The 13,786-nt window shown below is 69.9% G+C and carries 12 protein-coding genes; all 12 read left to right on the forward strand.

What is annotated here, in order from left to right; genetic code table 11:
- Positions 1-45: 45 nt before the first annotated feature.
- The 12 genes from ABEA87_RS29475 (at position 46) to ABEA87_RS29530 (ending at position 13,776) form a co-directional block, all read left to right on the forward strand.
- Positions 46-570 carry an aroma-sacti cluster domain-containing protein gene (locus tag ABEA87_RS29475; RefSeq protein WP_345635114.1) on the forward strand — a complete coding sequence of 175 codons (525 nt, stop codon included), beginning with the start codon at positions 46-48 and terminating at the stop codon, positions 568-570.
- Positions 567-3,512 carry an AAA family ATPase gene (locus ABEA87_RS29480; RefSeq protein WP_345635115.1) on the forward strand — a complete coding sequence of 982 codons (2,946 nt, stop codon included), beginning with the start codon at positions 567-569 and terminating at the stop codon, positions 3,510-3,512. Before ABEA87_RS29475 ends, ABEA87_RS29480 begins: the two co-directional genes overlap by 4 nt.
- Positions 3,509-4,366 (forward strand): S8 family serine peptidase, encoded by an 858-nt coding sequence (locus tag ABEA87_RS29485; protein WP_345635116.1) that lies wholly within the window; start codon positions 3,509-3,511, stop codon positions 4,364-4,366. Before ABEA87_RS29480 ends, ABEA87_RS29485 begins: the two co-directional genes overlap by 4 nt.
- 14 nt (positions 4,367-4,380) lie before the next feature.
- Positions 4,381-5,004: a GAF domain-containing protein gene (locus ABEA87_RS29490; protein ID WP_345635118.1), complete on the forward strand. Its 624-nt coding sequence runs from the start codon at positions 4,381-4,383 to the stop codon at positions 5,002-5,004.
- 113 nt (positions 5,005-5,117) lie between these two features.
- On the forward strand, positions 5,118-5,453 hold the full coding sequence (locus tag ABEA87_RS29495; RefSeq protein WP_345635120.1) for a hypothetical protein: 336 nt from the start codon (positions 5,118-5,120) through the stop codon (positions 5,451-5,453).
- 118 nt (positions 5,454-5,571) lie between these two features.
- Entirely contained in the window at positions 5,572-7,041 is a 1,470-nt protein-coding gene (stsB, locus tag ABEA87_RS29500; RefSeq protein WP_345635121.1) for a StsB family radical SAM/SPASM domain sactipeptide maturase, read from the forward strand.
- Between the two features lie 76 nt (positions 7,042-7,117).
- Entirely contained in the window at positions 7,118-7,480 is a 363-nt protein-coding gene (locus ABEA87_RS29505) for a PqqD family protein (RefSeq protein ID WP_345635124.1), read from the forward strand.
- Positions 7,410-8,375 carry an ABC transporter ATP-binding protein gene (locus ABEA87_RS29510; protein WP_345635126.1) on the forward strand — a complete coding sequence of 322 codons (966 nt, stop codon included), beginning with the start codon at positions 7,410-7,412 and terminating at the stop codon, positions 8,373-8,375. Before ABEA87_RS29505 ends, ABEA87_RS29510 begins: the two co-directional genes overlap by 71 nt.
- A complete protein-coding gene (locus tag ABEA87_RS29515; protein ID WP_345635128.1) occupies positions 8,362-9,177 on the forward strand; it encodes an ABC transporter permease in 816 nt (271 codons plus the stop codon). The genes ABEA87_RS29510 and ABEA87_RS29515 overlap by 14 nt, the downstream gene beginning before the upstream one ends.
- Positions 9,178-9,224: 47 nt before the next feature.
- The gene (locus ABEA87_RS29520) at positions 9,225-10,448 is read left to right on the forward strand and encodes a YcaO-like family protein (protein ID WP_345635129.1); all 1,224 of its coding nucleotides are present in this window, start codon (positions 9,225-9,227) and stop codon (positions 10,446-10,448) included.
- On the forward strand, positions 10,445-11,905 hold the full coding sequence (locus tag ABEA87_RS29525) for a TfuA-like protein (RefSeq protein ID WP_345635131.1): 1,461 nt from the start codon (positions 10,445-10,447) through the stop codon (positions 11,903-11,905). Before ABEA87_RS29520 ends, ABEA87_RS29525 begins: the two co-directional genes overlap by 4 nt.
- Positions 11,906-12,234: 329 nt before the next feature.
- Positions 12,235-13,776, forward strand: a complete 1,542-nt coding sequence (locus ABEA87_RS29530; RefSeq protein ID WP_345635132.1) for a BTAD domain-containing putative transcriptional regulator — start codon at positions 12,235-12,237, stop codon at positions 13,774-13,776.
- The last annotated feature ends 10 nt before the right edge of the window (positions 13,777-13,786 follow it).

Below are 13,786 nucleotides of genomic sequence, written 5' to 3' on the forward strand. Positions count from 1 at the left end.
ACTGGCATCCGGTTCAGGCATGTTTCCCGGCAAGAGGATGTATCAATGACCATTGACGCGAACGGGCTGATATCGGCCGGCGAGCTGGCTCTCGTGGCCACATTGGCACGGGGGAACACGACCAGTCTGGCGGCGCGCGAAATGCACCTCAGCCCCCACACGATCGGCGAGCGCATCAGCATCCTGCTCGAGCGCTTTCAATGCAAGAACCGGGCCGAACTGGTGGCCTACTTCTACGTGCACGGATATCTCTCGACGCACGCCTGGCCACCGATGACCGCCGTGGCTGCGTCGCATGCCGGGATGAGCAGCGCCGCCGCGCGGTTGGTGTCGGCGGTGACGCCCGGCGGTCGCGGATCCTGCGAGGAAATGGAGGTGAGCGGGATGTCGTCGTTCGACGCTCTGGAGGCGCTCAAGGAGGCGGGTCAGCCGATTGACCTGCTCAGCGAGGGCCAGCGCGAGGTGGTCGCGTCCTTGACCGAGCATGAGGTGCAGGTGCTGCTGTCGGTCCAGCAACGGTTGAGGGCGGCCCAGGCCGAGGTGGAAGGGCAGGAGTTGAAGCTCCTGTGAGCCGCCGACTCGTCGCGGTGTTGTTTATCGACCTCGTCGGGTGGACGTCGCTGGCCGAACGACTGGATGCGGAACCCCTGCAGCAGTTTCTCGAACGCTATTACGACATCTGCGTGACCGCGGTGGATCGGCACGGCGGGATCGTCGAGAAGTTCATCGGCGACGCGATCATGGCGGTCTTCGGGGCGGAGTGGTCGGGCGAGGACGATGGCCTGCGGGCGCTGCGGGCCGCACTCCAGACCCGCTCGGAGGTCTCGCGCCTGGCGGTCAGCGGGCTGGATCCGGCGGGTCCGGGAGTGCACTGCGGCATCGCGGCGGGGGAGGCGCTCGTCACCCGCTCCGCCCACGCCGGCGTGCGCATCGTGGGCGACGTCGTCAACCTGGCCGCGCGGCTGCAGTCCGCGGCCCAGCGCGACGAGATCCTGCTCAATGAGGTCATGGTGCGCCTGGTGCGGTCGCACGCCGTGGTCGCGCCGATGCCGCCCATGAAGCTGAAGGGCAAGCGCGAGCCGGTGCCGGTGTGGCGGGCGGTCGAGCTGGCGGACGCGTCGGCACCGGTACGCACCGGCGTCCCCTTCGTCGACCGGGAGGCGGAGCGTACGGGTCTGGTCGAGGCGTATAGGGCCGTGACGAGCACTGGGCGCGCGCAGGCGCTCATGGTGCTCGGGCCGCCCGGCATCGGCAAGACCGGCCTGGTGCACGAGGCCGTCGAGCGCCTGCTCGGCGAGACGCCCACGCCGCTTCTCATCTCCGGCGCCTGCCAGTCGTTCGCCGCCACCGGCAGCTACGGTCCGCTGGGGCAGATGCTGGACGCGCTGCTCAGCCACGCCGATGTGGCGCGGCAGGCCGCCACCATCCGCGGCGGTCGCGTGCTGGAGGTGCTCGCCCAGCTGCGGACTCCAACCACCGCGGATGGCGAGGCGTCCGGGCCGGGCACCGAGGAGATCTCGTGGGCGGTACGGGAGCTGCTGGCGTGTGCGGCGACCGACCCGCTGGCCCTGGTCTGGGAGGACCTGCAGTGGGCCGAACCCGCCCTGCTCGGCATCATCGCCGATCTGGCCGACCGCCTGCTCGACCATCCGGTGCTGATGATCTGTGTGGCCAGGCAGGAGCTTCGGGAGCTTCCGCCTCGCAACCCGAACGACGGCCCGGACTGGCAGACTGTCCACATCGGACCGCTAGGCCGACCTCACACCCTCGACCTGGTCGGATCGCTGATGGCGCGTGGCCAGCCGGCCGAGGTGGTCGCGCACGACATGGACGTGGTCGACCGGATCGTGGACGACTGTGCGGGCAACCCGCTGTTCGCGGAGCTGATGGTGGAGACGCTGGCGCTGGGCTACTCTCTCGGCGACGTCCCGCCCTCGATCACCGCGCTGGTCGGCGCCATGGTCGACCGCCTACCGCCGGCGGCCACCCGCGTCCTGGAGGTGGCGTCGGTCATCGGTACGACCTTCACGCGCGAGCAGCTGGCGACGATGGCCGTGGAATCCGCCGAGGGCGTCCTCGACGACCTGGTGCGGCGCAATCTCATCGCCTGCGCCCGACCGGGCGAGTACCGCTTCGCGCAGCAGCCGGTGCACGACGTGGTGTACGGCCGGCTGGACAAGCGACAGCGACTCGACTGGCACCGCGAGCTCGCGCGGCAGCCGGTGAACCGCGCCTTCCACCTTGAAGCCGCGGTGCACCTGCTGCGCGTGCTCGCGCCCGACGATCCGGAACTGCCCGAACTGGCCCAGCGCGCCACCAGCGCGCTGCTGTCCGACGGCACCACGGCCCTGCGACGGCGCAACCTGCCCGCCGCGATCGGCCTGCTCCGGCGGGCCCAGGACGTCCCGCCGGGCGCGAACGAGGCCGCACACGCCCTGGTCGCCGTCCGGCTGAGCGACGCGCTGCTGCTCGGGGGCGACCTGGCGGGCGCGCGGGCGGCCGTAGAACGGGTCATCGAGGAATCACCCGGTTCGCGCGCCGGTGTCGCCTGCCGGATCCAGCTCGGTCTGCTGGCGGTCCGCTCCGGGCAGGACGGCGAGGTGTCGGTGGCGGAGCTGACCGAAGACCTGCGGCACGAGGAGGCCGACCAGCTGAGCTGGTGCCGGCTCGACCAACTGCACATGCTGCGGTACCTGGCCCAGGGCCGCTTCCTGGCCGCGGAGCAATCCGCGCGCGCCGCCCTGCGCCGCGCCGAGGAGATGAACGACGGGTACGAGCGGGATCGCCTGCTCGCGGCGCTCTGCGAGGTCGGGCAGTGGTCTCCGACCCCGATACCGCAGAAGCTCGCCTTCTGCGGTGAGGTGGCGACTCGGTTCGCGGGCGACCGGTGCCTGTTGGTACCTGTGCTCGTCGCGCAGGCGCGGTTGCTGGCACTGGCGGGACGGCTCGACGCGGCCGCCGAGGCGCTGGCGCAGGCCCACCAGTCCGTGATGGACCTGCGATTGACGATGGCGGCGGTGCTCGTGGAGCAGGGCTACGGGGCGGTGGCGGCGGTGGCCGGCGAGCACGAACGGGCCGAGCGCCATTACCGGTCGGCGGCCCAGGGGCTGGAGGATGCCGGCCACCGGCCGGCCGCGCTGGCGGTGCGGGCGTTGGCGGTGCGGGAGCGGGTGCGGTGGCGCTGTGACGACCGTGCGGTGGTGGAGATCGGTGCCCTGCGTGATCAGGCCGCCGCGATGGACCTCCACGGCCGGCTCGTCGCCGCGGCGGCGGCGGCCAGGGTCGTCGCCGAGTCCGGCCAGCCGCCCGACGATGAGGCCGACGAGGTGTTGCGGCTGTTGGCGCGCACCGATGACCCGTGCCTGCGCGGGGATGTCCTCACCGACCTGGCGCTCGCACACCGGCGCGCCGGCGATGGCGATCGTGCGCGCCGGATGGCGCAGGCCGCCGCGGACAGCTACGCCGCGGTGGGGGCGTCGCTGCCGGGCAGCGGAATCCGGGAGCGGTCGTGACGGCCCCGCTGCCCTGGCGCAGGGAGCGTCGCGCCCACTTCCCGGGGCTGCCGGCGTGGAGTGTGCGGGCCGCGATGGCCAAGGACGAGAGCTTCGAGGTCAGCGCGTTTCCGGAGATTGACGCGCGGTGGGCCTGGGAGGGCGCGGACGGCGGCGGGGTACGGGTGTGCGTCGTGGACAGCGGGATCGACGGATCCCATGCCCTCGTGGCGCCGGTCGCGCAGTCGTGGCAGGTCGTCGCGGACGACCGTGGCTGGCCCAGGATCGAGCCCTGCGAGCCGCGGGACCTGGCGGGCCACGGTACCGCCTGCGCCGGCATCATCCGCGCCATCGCGCCCGAGGCGGAGGTGTCGTCGATGCGGGTGCTCACCGATGGCAAGTCCGGCACCGGGGCCGCACTCATCGCCGGCCTGGAGTACGCCATCGAGCACGGGTTCGACATCATCAACATGAGCCTCTCCACGACCCGGCCCGAGCTGCGGCTGCGCCTGAGCGAACTGGCCGATCGCGCCTACTTCCGCCGCTGCGTGCTCGTGGTGTCCGCGCACAACCTCCCGGTGGAGAGCTACCCGTGGAACTTCTCCTCGGTGATTTCGGTGGCCAGCCACGACCAGGACGACCCCCTGACCTACTTCTACAACCCGGCACCGCCGGTCGACTTCCACGCCCGCGGCGCGCGGGTGCTCGTCGCGCGGCCCGGCGGGGGCGTGGTGCGCAGCACTGGAAACAGCTTCGCGGCACCGCACATCACCGGCATCGGCGCTCTGACCCTCAGCAAACATCCGTGGCTGACCCCGTTCCAGCTCAAAAGCGTGCTGTACCACTGCGCCGCCAATTTCGGCCGCGTCCCATGAAGGAGGCATCGTTCATGTCGCACGAACTTCTCGGCGGGGTTACCGAACGCCGACTGCTACAGTCCATTGTGGAGGTAGCACGCCACGTGTACGCCGCGGCCGCCTCGTCGGTGTTCATGGTGAACCCGGAGACCGGTGAGCTGATCTTCGCGGCGGTGGCCGGGGCGGGAGAGCAAAGCCTTGTCGGTCAACGATTTCCCGCCGGCACGGGCATCGCCGGTTGGGTCGTCGCGAGCTGCCAACCGGTCATCGCCGACGATGTGGCGGAGACCGACCAGTTCGCCAGCGACGCGGCCAAGTCGACGGGGTACATGCCCAGCAACGTCATGGCCGCCCCGCTGATCGCCGACAACGAGTGCACCGGCGTGCTGGAAGTACTGGACCGCTACACCGCTGGGAGCGCGGGTCCGGGCCGGGAGCTGGACGACATGGAACTGCTGGGCCTGCTGGCCACTCAGGCGGCTCTGGGCCTGACGCTGCTGCGCTCGCGGGAACGGTCGCAGGTGCCCGCGGCCGGCATGGACGCGTTGCTGTCCCGGTGGTCGAACCGGATGTCGACGGCGACCGTCGATCCGCTGGCGCTCACGCTCCTCGCGGCGTCGGTGGATCTGCTCGACCGGAGACCCTACGGCGACTGATTCATTCTCACGTTTGCGGGCAAGACCCCACGATCGTGGGTTGCGGCTATTTGAAGCGTCTCAAGAGAATTGAACACACGGAGATCTGACCGACACCAGGAAGGGAGCGTCAGATGGCAGACGTGTTCAGTCCCATCGATGAGCTCAAGCGTAATGGCCTGTGCGGCGATGACGTGTCTGGGCCGACCGCGGACGTGCTCGCCACGCTGACCAGGCCGCAGGTCGAGGCGTTCGTTGCGGTGAAGCGGAACATCGAGGTGCTTCAGTCGGCCGACGTGCAGGGCCAGAGTGTCGACAACGGCAACCTCGCGCTGGCGATGACCCGCGCGATGGGTTGGGACCGGCCCGCCGCCCAGACCATCGACGCCGAGGTCGAGGGCATGAGCCAGCCCGTGCAGGGCTCCTGTGCCTGCCTGTGCAGCGGCGGCGGTGGTGGCGGCGGCGCCTGAGCGACGCCGGCACCGAAAGGGAGTGTCGCAAGCGCAGTTAGTGGTCGGACGGTAGGGAAGGCAGTTCTGCTTTCCCTACCAACTTTCTCTGCTTTCCCGCCCACAGGAGGCGCGCGATATGCGGATTGTGGATCAGCTTGGGAAATTGGACGTTCCCCAGGACGACATAGTGGTGTTCAGGACGGCCACCCACCGGTTGGCCATGAACTCGAGCATGGCCTCCTGGGCGTTGCTCTCACCGCGGCAGGACGACCTGCTGTCCAGCCTGGCGAGGGGAGTGGCCCCCTCGGTGTCCCCGGACGGGCCGTACCGGTCGGCCCGGGACCTCGACAGGGACCTGGCTCACCTTGTCCTCAACTACATGGTGTACCTGCCGGGTTGGCGGCCCCGCTACCAGAACATGAAGGTCGACCTCAACATCGTCTACTACGCGATCACCGAGGGCTGCAACCTTCGCTGCCCGTACTGCTATGCCTCCTCCGAGAAGAAGCTGCCCGGCGAGTTGACTCCCGAGGAGACTCTCAGGCTGGTCGACCAGGTCGCCGACGCGGGGGCGGAGACGATGGTCTTCACCGGTGGCGAGCCGATGATGCGGCGCGATCTGTTCGACGCGGTGCGGCGCGCCAAGGAGCGCGGCCTGCGTACGAACATCATTACCAACGGCACCCTGATCCGCAGGATCGAGACCGCCCGCATCATGGCCGAACTGTTCGACAGGGTGACCATCAGCATGGACGGCGGCACCGCCGAACGGCACGAGCCGACTCGGGGGCGGGGTACCTTCGCCAAGTCCATCAAGGGTCTGGGCCTGCTCAACGAGGTGGGCGTGGCGCCCATCATCAACCACGTGATCACCGCCGAGAACGTGGACTACATGGAGGAGTTGGCCAGCCTCGGTGAACGGTTCCGGATCCGCCACATCCGCGTGCAGCAGCACAGCGACCTCGGCCGGGCCAAGTACGACGACCTGTCGTTCGAGTGGGCCGAGTACCTGAAGACCGACGACTTCGTGTGGTCCAGCCCGTACGCGAAGCACCTGATCGACGACTCGAAGGCCGCCGTCAAGCCGTGCAACATCCGAGGTAACTGCGGGATGGGCGGGCACGAGATCTACGTCAACTCGCTCGGCAATGTGTATCCGTGCAAGCTCGTGACGAGCCCGGCCGATCTCGCCGGCAATGTCCGCCACGCCTCGCTGGCGGAAATCTTTGAGGCGCCGTCCATGAAGGAACTGCGCGACAGCAACATCTTCGACGGGTCCGTGCATACCGACTGCCACCGCTGCTACATCAGGGGTGCGTGCGGTGGCGGGTGCCGCGCCTTCCACATGGCGCGATCGGGCGACCTGAGGAAGAATTCGCGCCACTTCTGTCGCATCCTTCGGCACACCCAGATCTCGACGATCTGGAAGTCCCTCGGCGTCGACCGGAGCGTGGTCGATGACCCCGGAGCCTTCGTGCCGATCCGCCCGGCCGACGGCAGCGTGCATCCGGTGTACGAGGACTGGCGCAACGAAAGTCCGGTGATTCCCAAGGCGGATCTGGTGCGGCAGCGCCGGCTGCTCCCCGTAGTGGGGGTGAGCGCATGAGTGAGCGTCAGCGAGCTCATCGGAGTTACAGGGTGGCCGTGTCTCATGCGGCCGGTGAGCGAAGCGAGGCGGGCGCATGAGTTCGACGGCTTGGCGGGTCTCGGCGGATGTCGTGTGGGCGGGCGAGGACAGCGTCCGGCTCTACAACGTCGAGAGCGGAGCGTTCCAGACCCTCAACCCGACCGGCTCCGCGATCTGGTGCCTGATGGCCGGCGGCAAGGACACCACGGCCATCGCGGAGGAGCTGACCCAACGGCTCGCCGGCGGCAGCCGGGAGGCGTACCAGGAGATCGCGATGGACGTCGAGGACTTTCTCCGGGCGCTGGCCGGTCAGCAGATGGTGGTGGCTTCCGTAGGGGAGAAGGCAGATGAAGGACGCCATACTGGCGAGGGGACTGACGAAGCAGTATCCCAAGGCGCCGAAGCCGGCCATCGATGACCTGAACGTCGCCATCGCGGCCGAGGAGGTCGTCGGCCTGCTGGGACCCAACGGCGCCGGGAAGAGCACCCTGATCCGGATGATCTGCGGCGTCTCGCAGCCGAGCGCCGGCTCCGTGGCCGTCTTCGGGTTCGATCCGGTGCGGCAGCCGATGGCGGCGAAGGCGCGGACCGCGGCCATGCACCAGGGCTCGCCGCTGGACATGATGCTGCCGAGCATCGAGTGCCTGCGCATCGCGGCGCGCTTCCGCGGCGTCGCGTGGCGGGACGTGTGGCCCTGGGTCGCCGAGCTGACCGAGTTCCTGGGACTGAAGGACGCCCTGGGGCAGCTCGCCTTCCAGCTCTCCGGCGGCCAGCGGCAGCGGCTCCAACTGGCCCGCACGCTGCTGGCCGTGCCGCAGTTGCTGATTCTGGACGAGCCGTCCGCCGCGCTGGACGTGGCGGGCCGGCACATGATCTGGGACCTCGTCGAGTGGCTGCGGGAGAAGTATCGAGTCACGGTGCTGTGGGCCAGCCACGACATCGACGAGCTGGAACGCAACTGCGACCGGGTGCTGGTGCTCAACCAGGGCCGGGTGATCAGGTTTGGCCGGCCCCGGGAACTGGTGGACGAGTTCGGTTCCGCGCACGTTGTGGTCACCGCGCGGGAGGAGTCGCAGGCCGCCCAGCTCGTGACCTGGTCCGGGTCGGTCGGGCGGGTGGCGGAGCGGGACGGGCTGGACGTCAGCGTGCGCCCCGGACCGGATGGCGACGCGTACGCCCTCGTCCCGGGCCTGACCGAGTACTGCCGCGACGCGGGGATCGACCTGAGTCGCATCTCGGTGGAGACCGACTCGCTCGAGGATGTCTTCATGAGACTCACGCAGAATGAGGAGCGGATGAGTGTCCAGGCTTAGCTTCGCGCACCCGCCGGGCGCGGCCCGGGAGGTCGACCCGGGCACGGACCTGCGCGCGACGATCCTGCGGGAGTTCACGCTGCTCACCCGCAATCGGGTGAACTTCGTGCTCTCGCTGATGCCGACCCTGGTGTACCTCCTGCTCATGAACACGTCACTGAGCAACCTCGTGCACAACATCGACTACCGGGGCACCCGGCTGTCGTACGACGTGTTCCTGTTGCCCATGGTGCTGATGTCGGCGACGTTGAGCGCCGCGCTGGTGTCCGGATTGGCGCTGTTCCAGGAGGAGCTGAGCGGCATCGCCACCGAGCTGTGGTCGTACCCGCTGCGCCGCTCGCGGTACCTCATCGGAAAGATAACCGTCGGGATCGGCGTCGTGCTGCTGCAGACGGTCGTCGCCCTGGTGGTCGCCGCGCTCGTGCTGCGGGTGGATCTCGGGCTGGCGAACTGGGCGGCGCTCGCCCTGACGCTGGTGGTCACCGCCGCGGCCTTCAACGCGATGTACCTCGTCGTCGCACTGGCCATCCGGGACTTTCAGCTGTTCAACATCATCACCAACACCTCCCTGCCCGTCCTCCTGTTCAGCAGCCCGTCGCTCTACTCCAGGGACGACATGCCGCTCGTGCTCCGCTGGCTCTCGACGATCAATCCGGTCACCTACGGGGTGACGGCCATGCGGGATTCGGTCGCCTTCGGCCTCGGTACGGCCTGGCCCTCGCTTCTCGTGCTCGTGGTTCTCGCTCCGGTCAGCTACTTCGCGGCCAGCACGGCACTGCTCCGCCGCGCGAGCGGGATGTAGCACCGAGCACTCCCCGCCAACGGACCACACCCAATCCGGGAGACGCCATGACGCACTCGATCGCCCCGTCGCCGCAGGCGCCGGCGGGGATGCCCCTCGGCGGTGTCGCCGGCCGGGTCACCGCCGAGGACCGGGCGAAGGTCGTCATGCCCGGGACCGACCGGGCACGGCCGGTCGAGGTGAGCCTTGCCAACGCCCTGCGGTGCGCGAAGCTGGTCGGGGTCACCCGGCTGGCCGACGTGACCCACCTGGACACCGTCGGCATCCCCACCTATCAGGCGATCAGACCCACGTCGCGGACGCTGACCGTGTCCCAGGGAAAGGGCCTTTCCGACGCGCTGGCCAGCGTGTCGGCGCTGATGGAGTCGACCGAACTCTGGCATGCGGAGAATGCCGTGCTCGACCGCTTCGTCGAGACCATCGCCAAGCTCCGGCCCGCGCTGACCTACGACCCCTACACGGACCTCCCGCTGGAGGAGAACCACCTGCTGCACGACGGGTTGCCGTTGGAGTGGGTGACGGCAACCCAGCTTCCGGACGGCCGCCCGGTCCCGGTCCCGTACCGGCTGGTGAACCTCGACTTCACCGATCCGATGGGGTGGCGGCCGAGGATCTTCCAGGAGACGTCGAACGGACTCGCGAGCGGGAACACCTTTGTCGAGGCGGTATTGCACGCGCTGTACGAGGTCGTCGAGCGGGACGCGTTGGCTCGTGGGCCGCAGCCGCTGGACAGGTGCCCGCGTTTCGACCCGCGCGAGCTCGACTCGGACCCGGTCAACGAATTGCTCGACCGCTTCGAGGCGGCGGAGGTGGCGGTCGACGCGCACTGGGTACCGAGTCCGACCGGGATGCCATGCGTGCTGGTCCGGGTGGTATCCGGGGATTATCAGATCATCGCCGGAGGCTACGGCTGCCATCTCAAGACGGAGATCGCGACGACCCGCGCGCTGACCGAGGCGGCGCAGTCGAGGCTCACCCTCATCTCCGGGGCGCGAGACGACATGGTGCGCCGCGACTACGACCCCGTCTCGGAGATGACGCAGGCGCCCCGGCTCGCCGACCGGCAGCACCAGTGCCAGCCGTTGCCCGCGTCGCTGCGCGCGTCCACCTCCCACGAGAGCCTGCTGGAGGACCTGGTGGAGGTCAACCGGCGGTGTGTCGCCGCCTACCCCGCGCCGCCCTTGATCCTCGACCTGGGGCAGCCGGAGATCGGTCTTTCGGTCGCCCGGGTGATCGTGCCCGGCGCTCGCCTGAATGAGGGTCTGGCATGACGAGTCGACTGTTGGTCTACATCGGACCCACGCTGGGAGCCGACGAGGTGCTGCGGATCGCACCCGACGCCGAGATCCGGCCGCCGGTGGAGAACGGCATGCTGGTACAGGCGAGGCCGCGGCCCGGCGATGTCATCGTCCTGATCGATGGCTACTACCGGGACCGGCTCGCCGTCCGGCACAAGGAGATCATGACCCTCATCCAGGCCGGCGTGGTGGTGGTGGGCGCCGCCAGCATGGGTGCGCTGCGGGCCGCGGAGCTCTCCGACCACGGGATGATCGGGGTGGGCCGGGTCTACCAGATGTACAAGGACGGCGAGATCGTCGGCGACGACGAGGTCGCGGTGAAGCACAGCCCGGCCGAGCGTGGCTACCGGGCCGACTCTCTCGCCCTGGTGAACCTGCGCCACGGCGGCGGGCTGGCGGTCAGCGACGGAGTGGCCCGCGCGTCGACCGTGGCGGCGCTGGTGTCGGCGGCCCGGGAGCTGGTGTTCTTCGAGCGGACGTGGCCGCGACTGACGGCCGCCGTCACCGGACGGTGCTGCGCCGAGGATCTGGCCGAGATCCCGGCGCTGGCGGAGTACTGCGGCCGGCGGGCATGCGACCTCAAGGCGCAGGACGCCGTCCTGGCGATCGAGCGGGCCACGCGGCTACGGGCCGGATCCCGGGGGACCGCACCCGGGGCCGCGGAGCCGGCCGCGTCCCGGGCCGTGGCGCCGGCTGCGTCCCGGGCCGTGGCGCCGGCCGCACCCCGGGCCGTGGCGCCGGCGGTGCGGCCGGACGGCGGGCCGACCGGCGACGGCCGGCACGACCCGCCGCGGTGGCGCACCAACTATTTGCGAGACTGGGTGACCTACTGGGGCTCGGCCGAGCAGGACGAATCCGGCGACTGGATCTCCGACGTGGACGTGCTGCATGCCGCGCGGCTCTATGACGACGGCTATCCCGACGTGCACGACGCGGTGCTCACCGAGCTGATGACTGAGATGGCCGCGGGTCGGGGATCCATAAATGAGTACATGATGAGCCTTATGGGGATGAGCGGCACCGATCAGATTCCGCACCGTTTCACCGCCCTGCTTTCCGCAGAAGAATGTCGGTTGTCAATAGCTGAACAGGTGGGTCGCATCGTTTTTCGGGTATGGCCGGCGAACATATGTCGGGATTGGCGGGCGCTTGCCATAGCGAAGTTGAAAGACCATCCGTCGTGGCCACAATGGCGCGCGACCGTCCGGGAGGCGGCGATCGCGCGTCGGACGAGCGGCAAAGCGGTACAGGACGGCGTCGCCGCGCTCATATTCCTGCACCGTTGGGGCGTGTCGGGGCCGGCCGTGCCCCGTGAACTGGGCAGACGCGGCTTCCTCACATTTACGGGTCTGGATCAGGTGGCCGGCCGATTCGCTCCTCTGGAGCTGCGGAAACGGCGGGATGTGGCCCGTCTGGAGCCGGTTCCGTAACCCTCCCGCGCGGTTCCGGCGTCGTGGTCCGAGGTTGCCGGGCGATCGATCCGTGATCGGCCGCACCCGCATTCCTTGAAAAGGGGCCTTATCGGACCTTCTCGGCAGGACGGTCTCGTGGAAACGACAATGGTTGTATTATGCCAGCGATGGGTTGTCGCTTATTGGCCGTTCGCTGGCGACCATCCGGACGAGGAGCAGGCGATTGGCGGACAGCCGCGCGATGGGGGTCGCGGATTCGGGCGAATCGATCGGTTCCTGGCTGACGCACGCACAGGTCGGGCGGTGCGGGCGGGCGTGACCGGCGCCGGGGCTGGGTGAGGAGCGGTATGCGATTCCGGGTACTCGGCCCGTTGCAGCTGTGGAATGGGCAGAACTGGTCGACGGTGCCCGCGTCGCGGCAGCGGGTCCTGCTGGCGCTCCTGCTGGCGGAGGCGGATCGCGTAATCACCACCGAATGGCTGGTGGACGAGCTGTGGGGCGCGGCGCCGCCGCCCGGGGCCGTGGGGACGGTACAGGTCTACGTGGGCCGGTTGCGCCGCCTGTTGCACACCGGCGCGCCGGGAGCGCTGGCGACCCGAGGGCGAGGGTATGAACTGACGGTCGGCGACGCCGACCTGGATGCGCGGGTGTTCGAGCAGCTCGTCTGGTCCGGGCGCCAGGCGCTGGCCGCCGGCCGCCCGGACCGGGCGGTCGGTTACTACCGCGATGGGCTGCGGCTGTGGCGTGGGCCGGCGTTCGGCGACGTTCCGGCAACGCCCGGAGTTGCCGCGGAGGCGGGCCGCCTGGCGCAGTGGCGCCTCGCGGCGCTTGAGGAGAGCCTGGAGGCGCGGCTGCGGATCGGGTATCCCGGTGTGGTGATCGACGAACTCGACCGGCTGGTGGAGGAGCAGCCGCTGCGGGAACGTCTGCGCGCGCTGCACATGTTGGCGCTGTACCGGTGCGGGCGGCGCGCCGAGGCGTTGCAGGCGTTCCGCCGCGCCCGGCAGGTGCTGGTCGACGAGCTGGGTCTGGAGCCCGGTCCGGAGCTGCGTGAGCTTCAGCAGGCGATCCTCGCCGACGACCCGAAGCTGGTGGCGAAGGTGCAGTCGGCGATCGAGACCGTCTGGTTCAGCGTCAACCAGGTGGTGTTCGGCGGCACGGCCGAGCCGAGACCGGCACCGGAGCGCCAGGAGCCGTCCAACCCGCCATACCCGCCCGGCGAGGTGGCCGGCCCGCCCGGGGATGCCGAGCCGCCCGGGGATGCCGAGCCGCACGGGGATGCCGGCCCGGACGGGGATACCGGCGGCCCGGCCGATTCCTTCCGCGAACGGGTACGGTCGGAGATCCGGGTGCTGCTCGATGCCCTCGGACACATCCCGGCCTTCGTGCTGGGGCGGTGGAACGACGTGCTCGCCTGGAATGCCGTGGCCTGGCGGCTTTTCAGCGACCCCGACGCCGCCGGCGAAGGGTCGCGGTCGCCGCTGAACTGGGCGCGGCACGTCATCACCAGCCGGTACCTGCGCCGGACTCTCGTCGACTGGGAGAACAGCGCCCGCGATGTGGTCGACGACCTGCGCAGGCAGGCCGTCCAACGGCCGTACGACGCGACCCTGCGCGCCCTCGTCGCCGAGCTCACCGCCACCAGTCCGGACTTCGCCCGGCTGTGGGCCGATGCCGGAGCCACCCGGGGAGGGTGGCGCCGGCGCGAGTACGACCATCCCACCGCCGGCCGGCTGAGCCTGATCAGCGAGATGACCCTGCTGCCAGACGACCCCGGCCAGCGTCTGGTCGTCCTCGCCCCGGTGCCGGGCACCGGCTCGGCGGAGCGCCTGACCCAGCTCGCGGCCCGCGCCGGCGAGGTGGCGCCAAACGACGTCATCGCCGCCTGACCCGAGTCGC

Source organism: Rugosimonospora acidiphila, from assembly GCF_039543385.1.
Classification (GTDB): domain Bacteria; phylum Actinomycetota; class Actinomycetes; order Mycobacteriales; family Micromonosporaceae; genus Rugosimonospora; species Rugosimonospora acidiphila.

Coding starts and splice junctions, on each gene's coding strand:
- ABEA87_RS29475 (WP_345635114.1), top strand. CDS start 46: ATGACCATTGACGCGAACGGGCTGATATCGGCCGGCGAGCTGGCTCTC.
- ABEA87_RS29510 (WP_345635126.1), top strand. CDS start 7,410: ATGAAGGACGCCATACTGGCGAGGGGACTGACGAAGCAGTATCCCAAG.
- ABEA87_RS29505 (WP_345635124.1), top strand. CDS start 7,118: ATGAGTTCGACGGCTTGGCGGGTCTCGGCGGATGTCGTGTGGGCGGGC.
- ABEA87_RS29490 (WP_345635118.1), top strand. CDS start 4,381: ATGTCGCACGAACTTCTCGGCGGGGTTACCGAACGCCGACTGCTACAG.
- ABEA87_RS29520 (WP_345635129.1), top strand. CDS start 9,225: ATGACGCACTCGATCGCCCCGTCGCCGCAGGCGCCGGCGGGGATGCCC.
- stsB (WP_345635121.1), top strand. CDS start 5,572: ATGCGGATTGTGGATCAGCTTGGGAAATTGGACGTTCCCCAGGACGAC.
- ABEA87_RS29495 (WP_345635120.1), top strand. CDS start 5,118: ATGGCAGACGTGTTCAGTCCCATCGATGAGCTCAAGCGTAATGGCCTG.
- ABEA87_RS29525 (WP_345635131.1), top strand. CDS start 10,445: ATGACGAGTCGACTGTTGGTCTACATCGGACCCACGCTGGGAGCCGAC.
- ABEA87_RS29530 (WP_345635132.1), top strand. CDS start 12,235: ATGCGATTCCGGGTACTCGGCCCGTTGCAGCTGTGGAATGGGCAGAAC.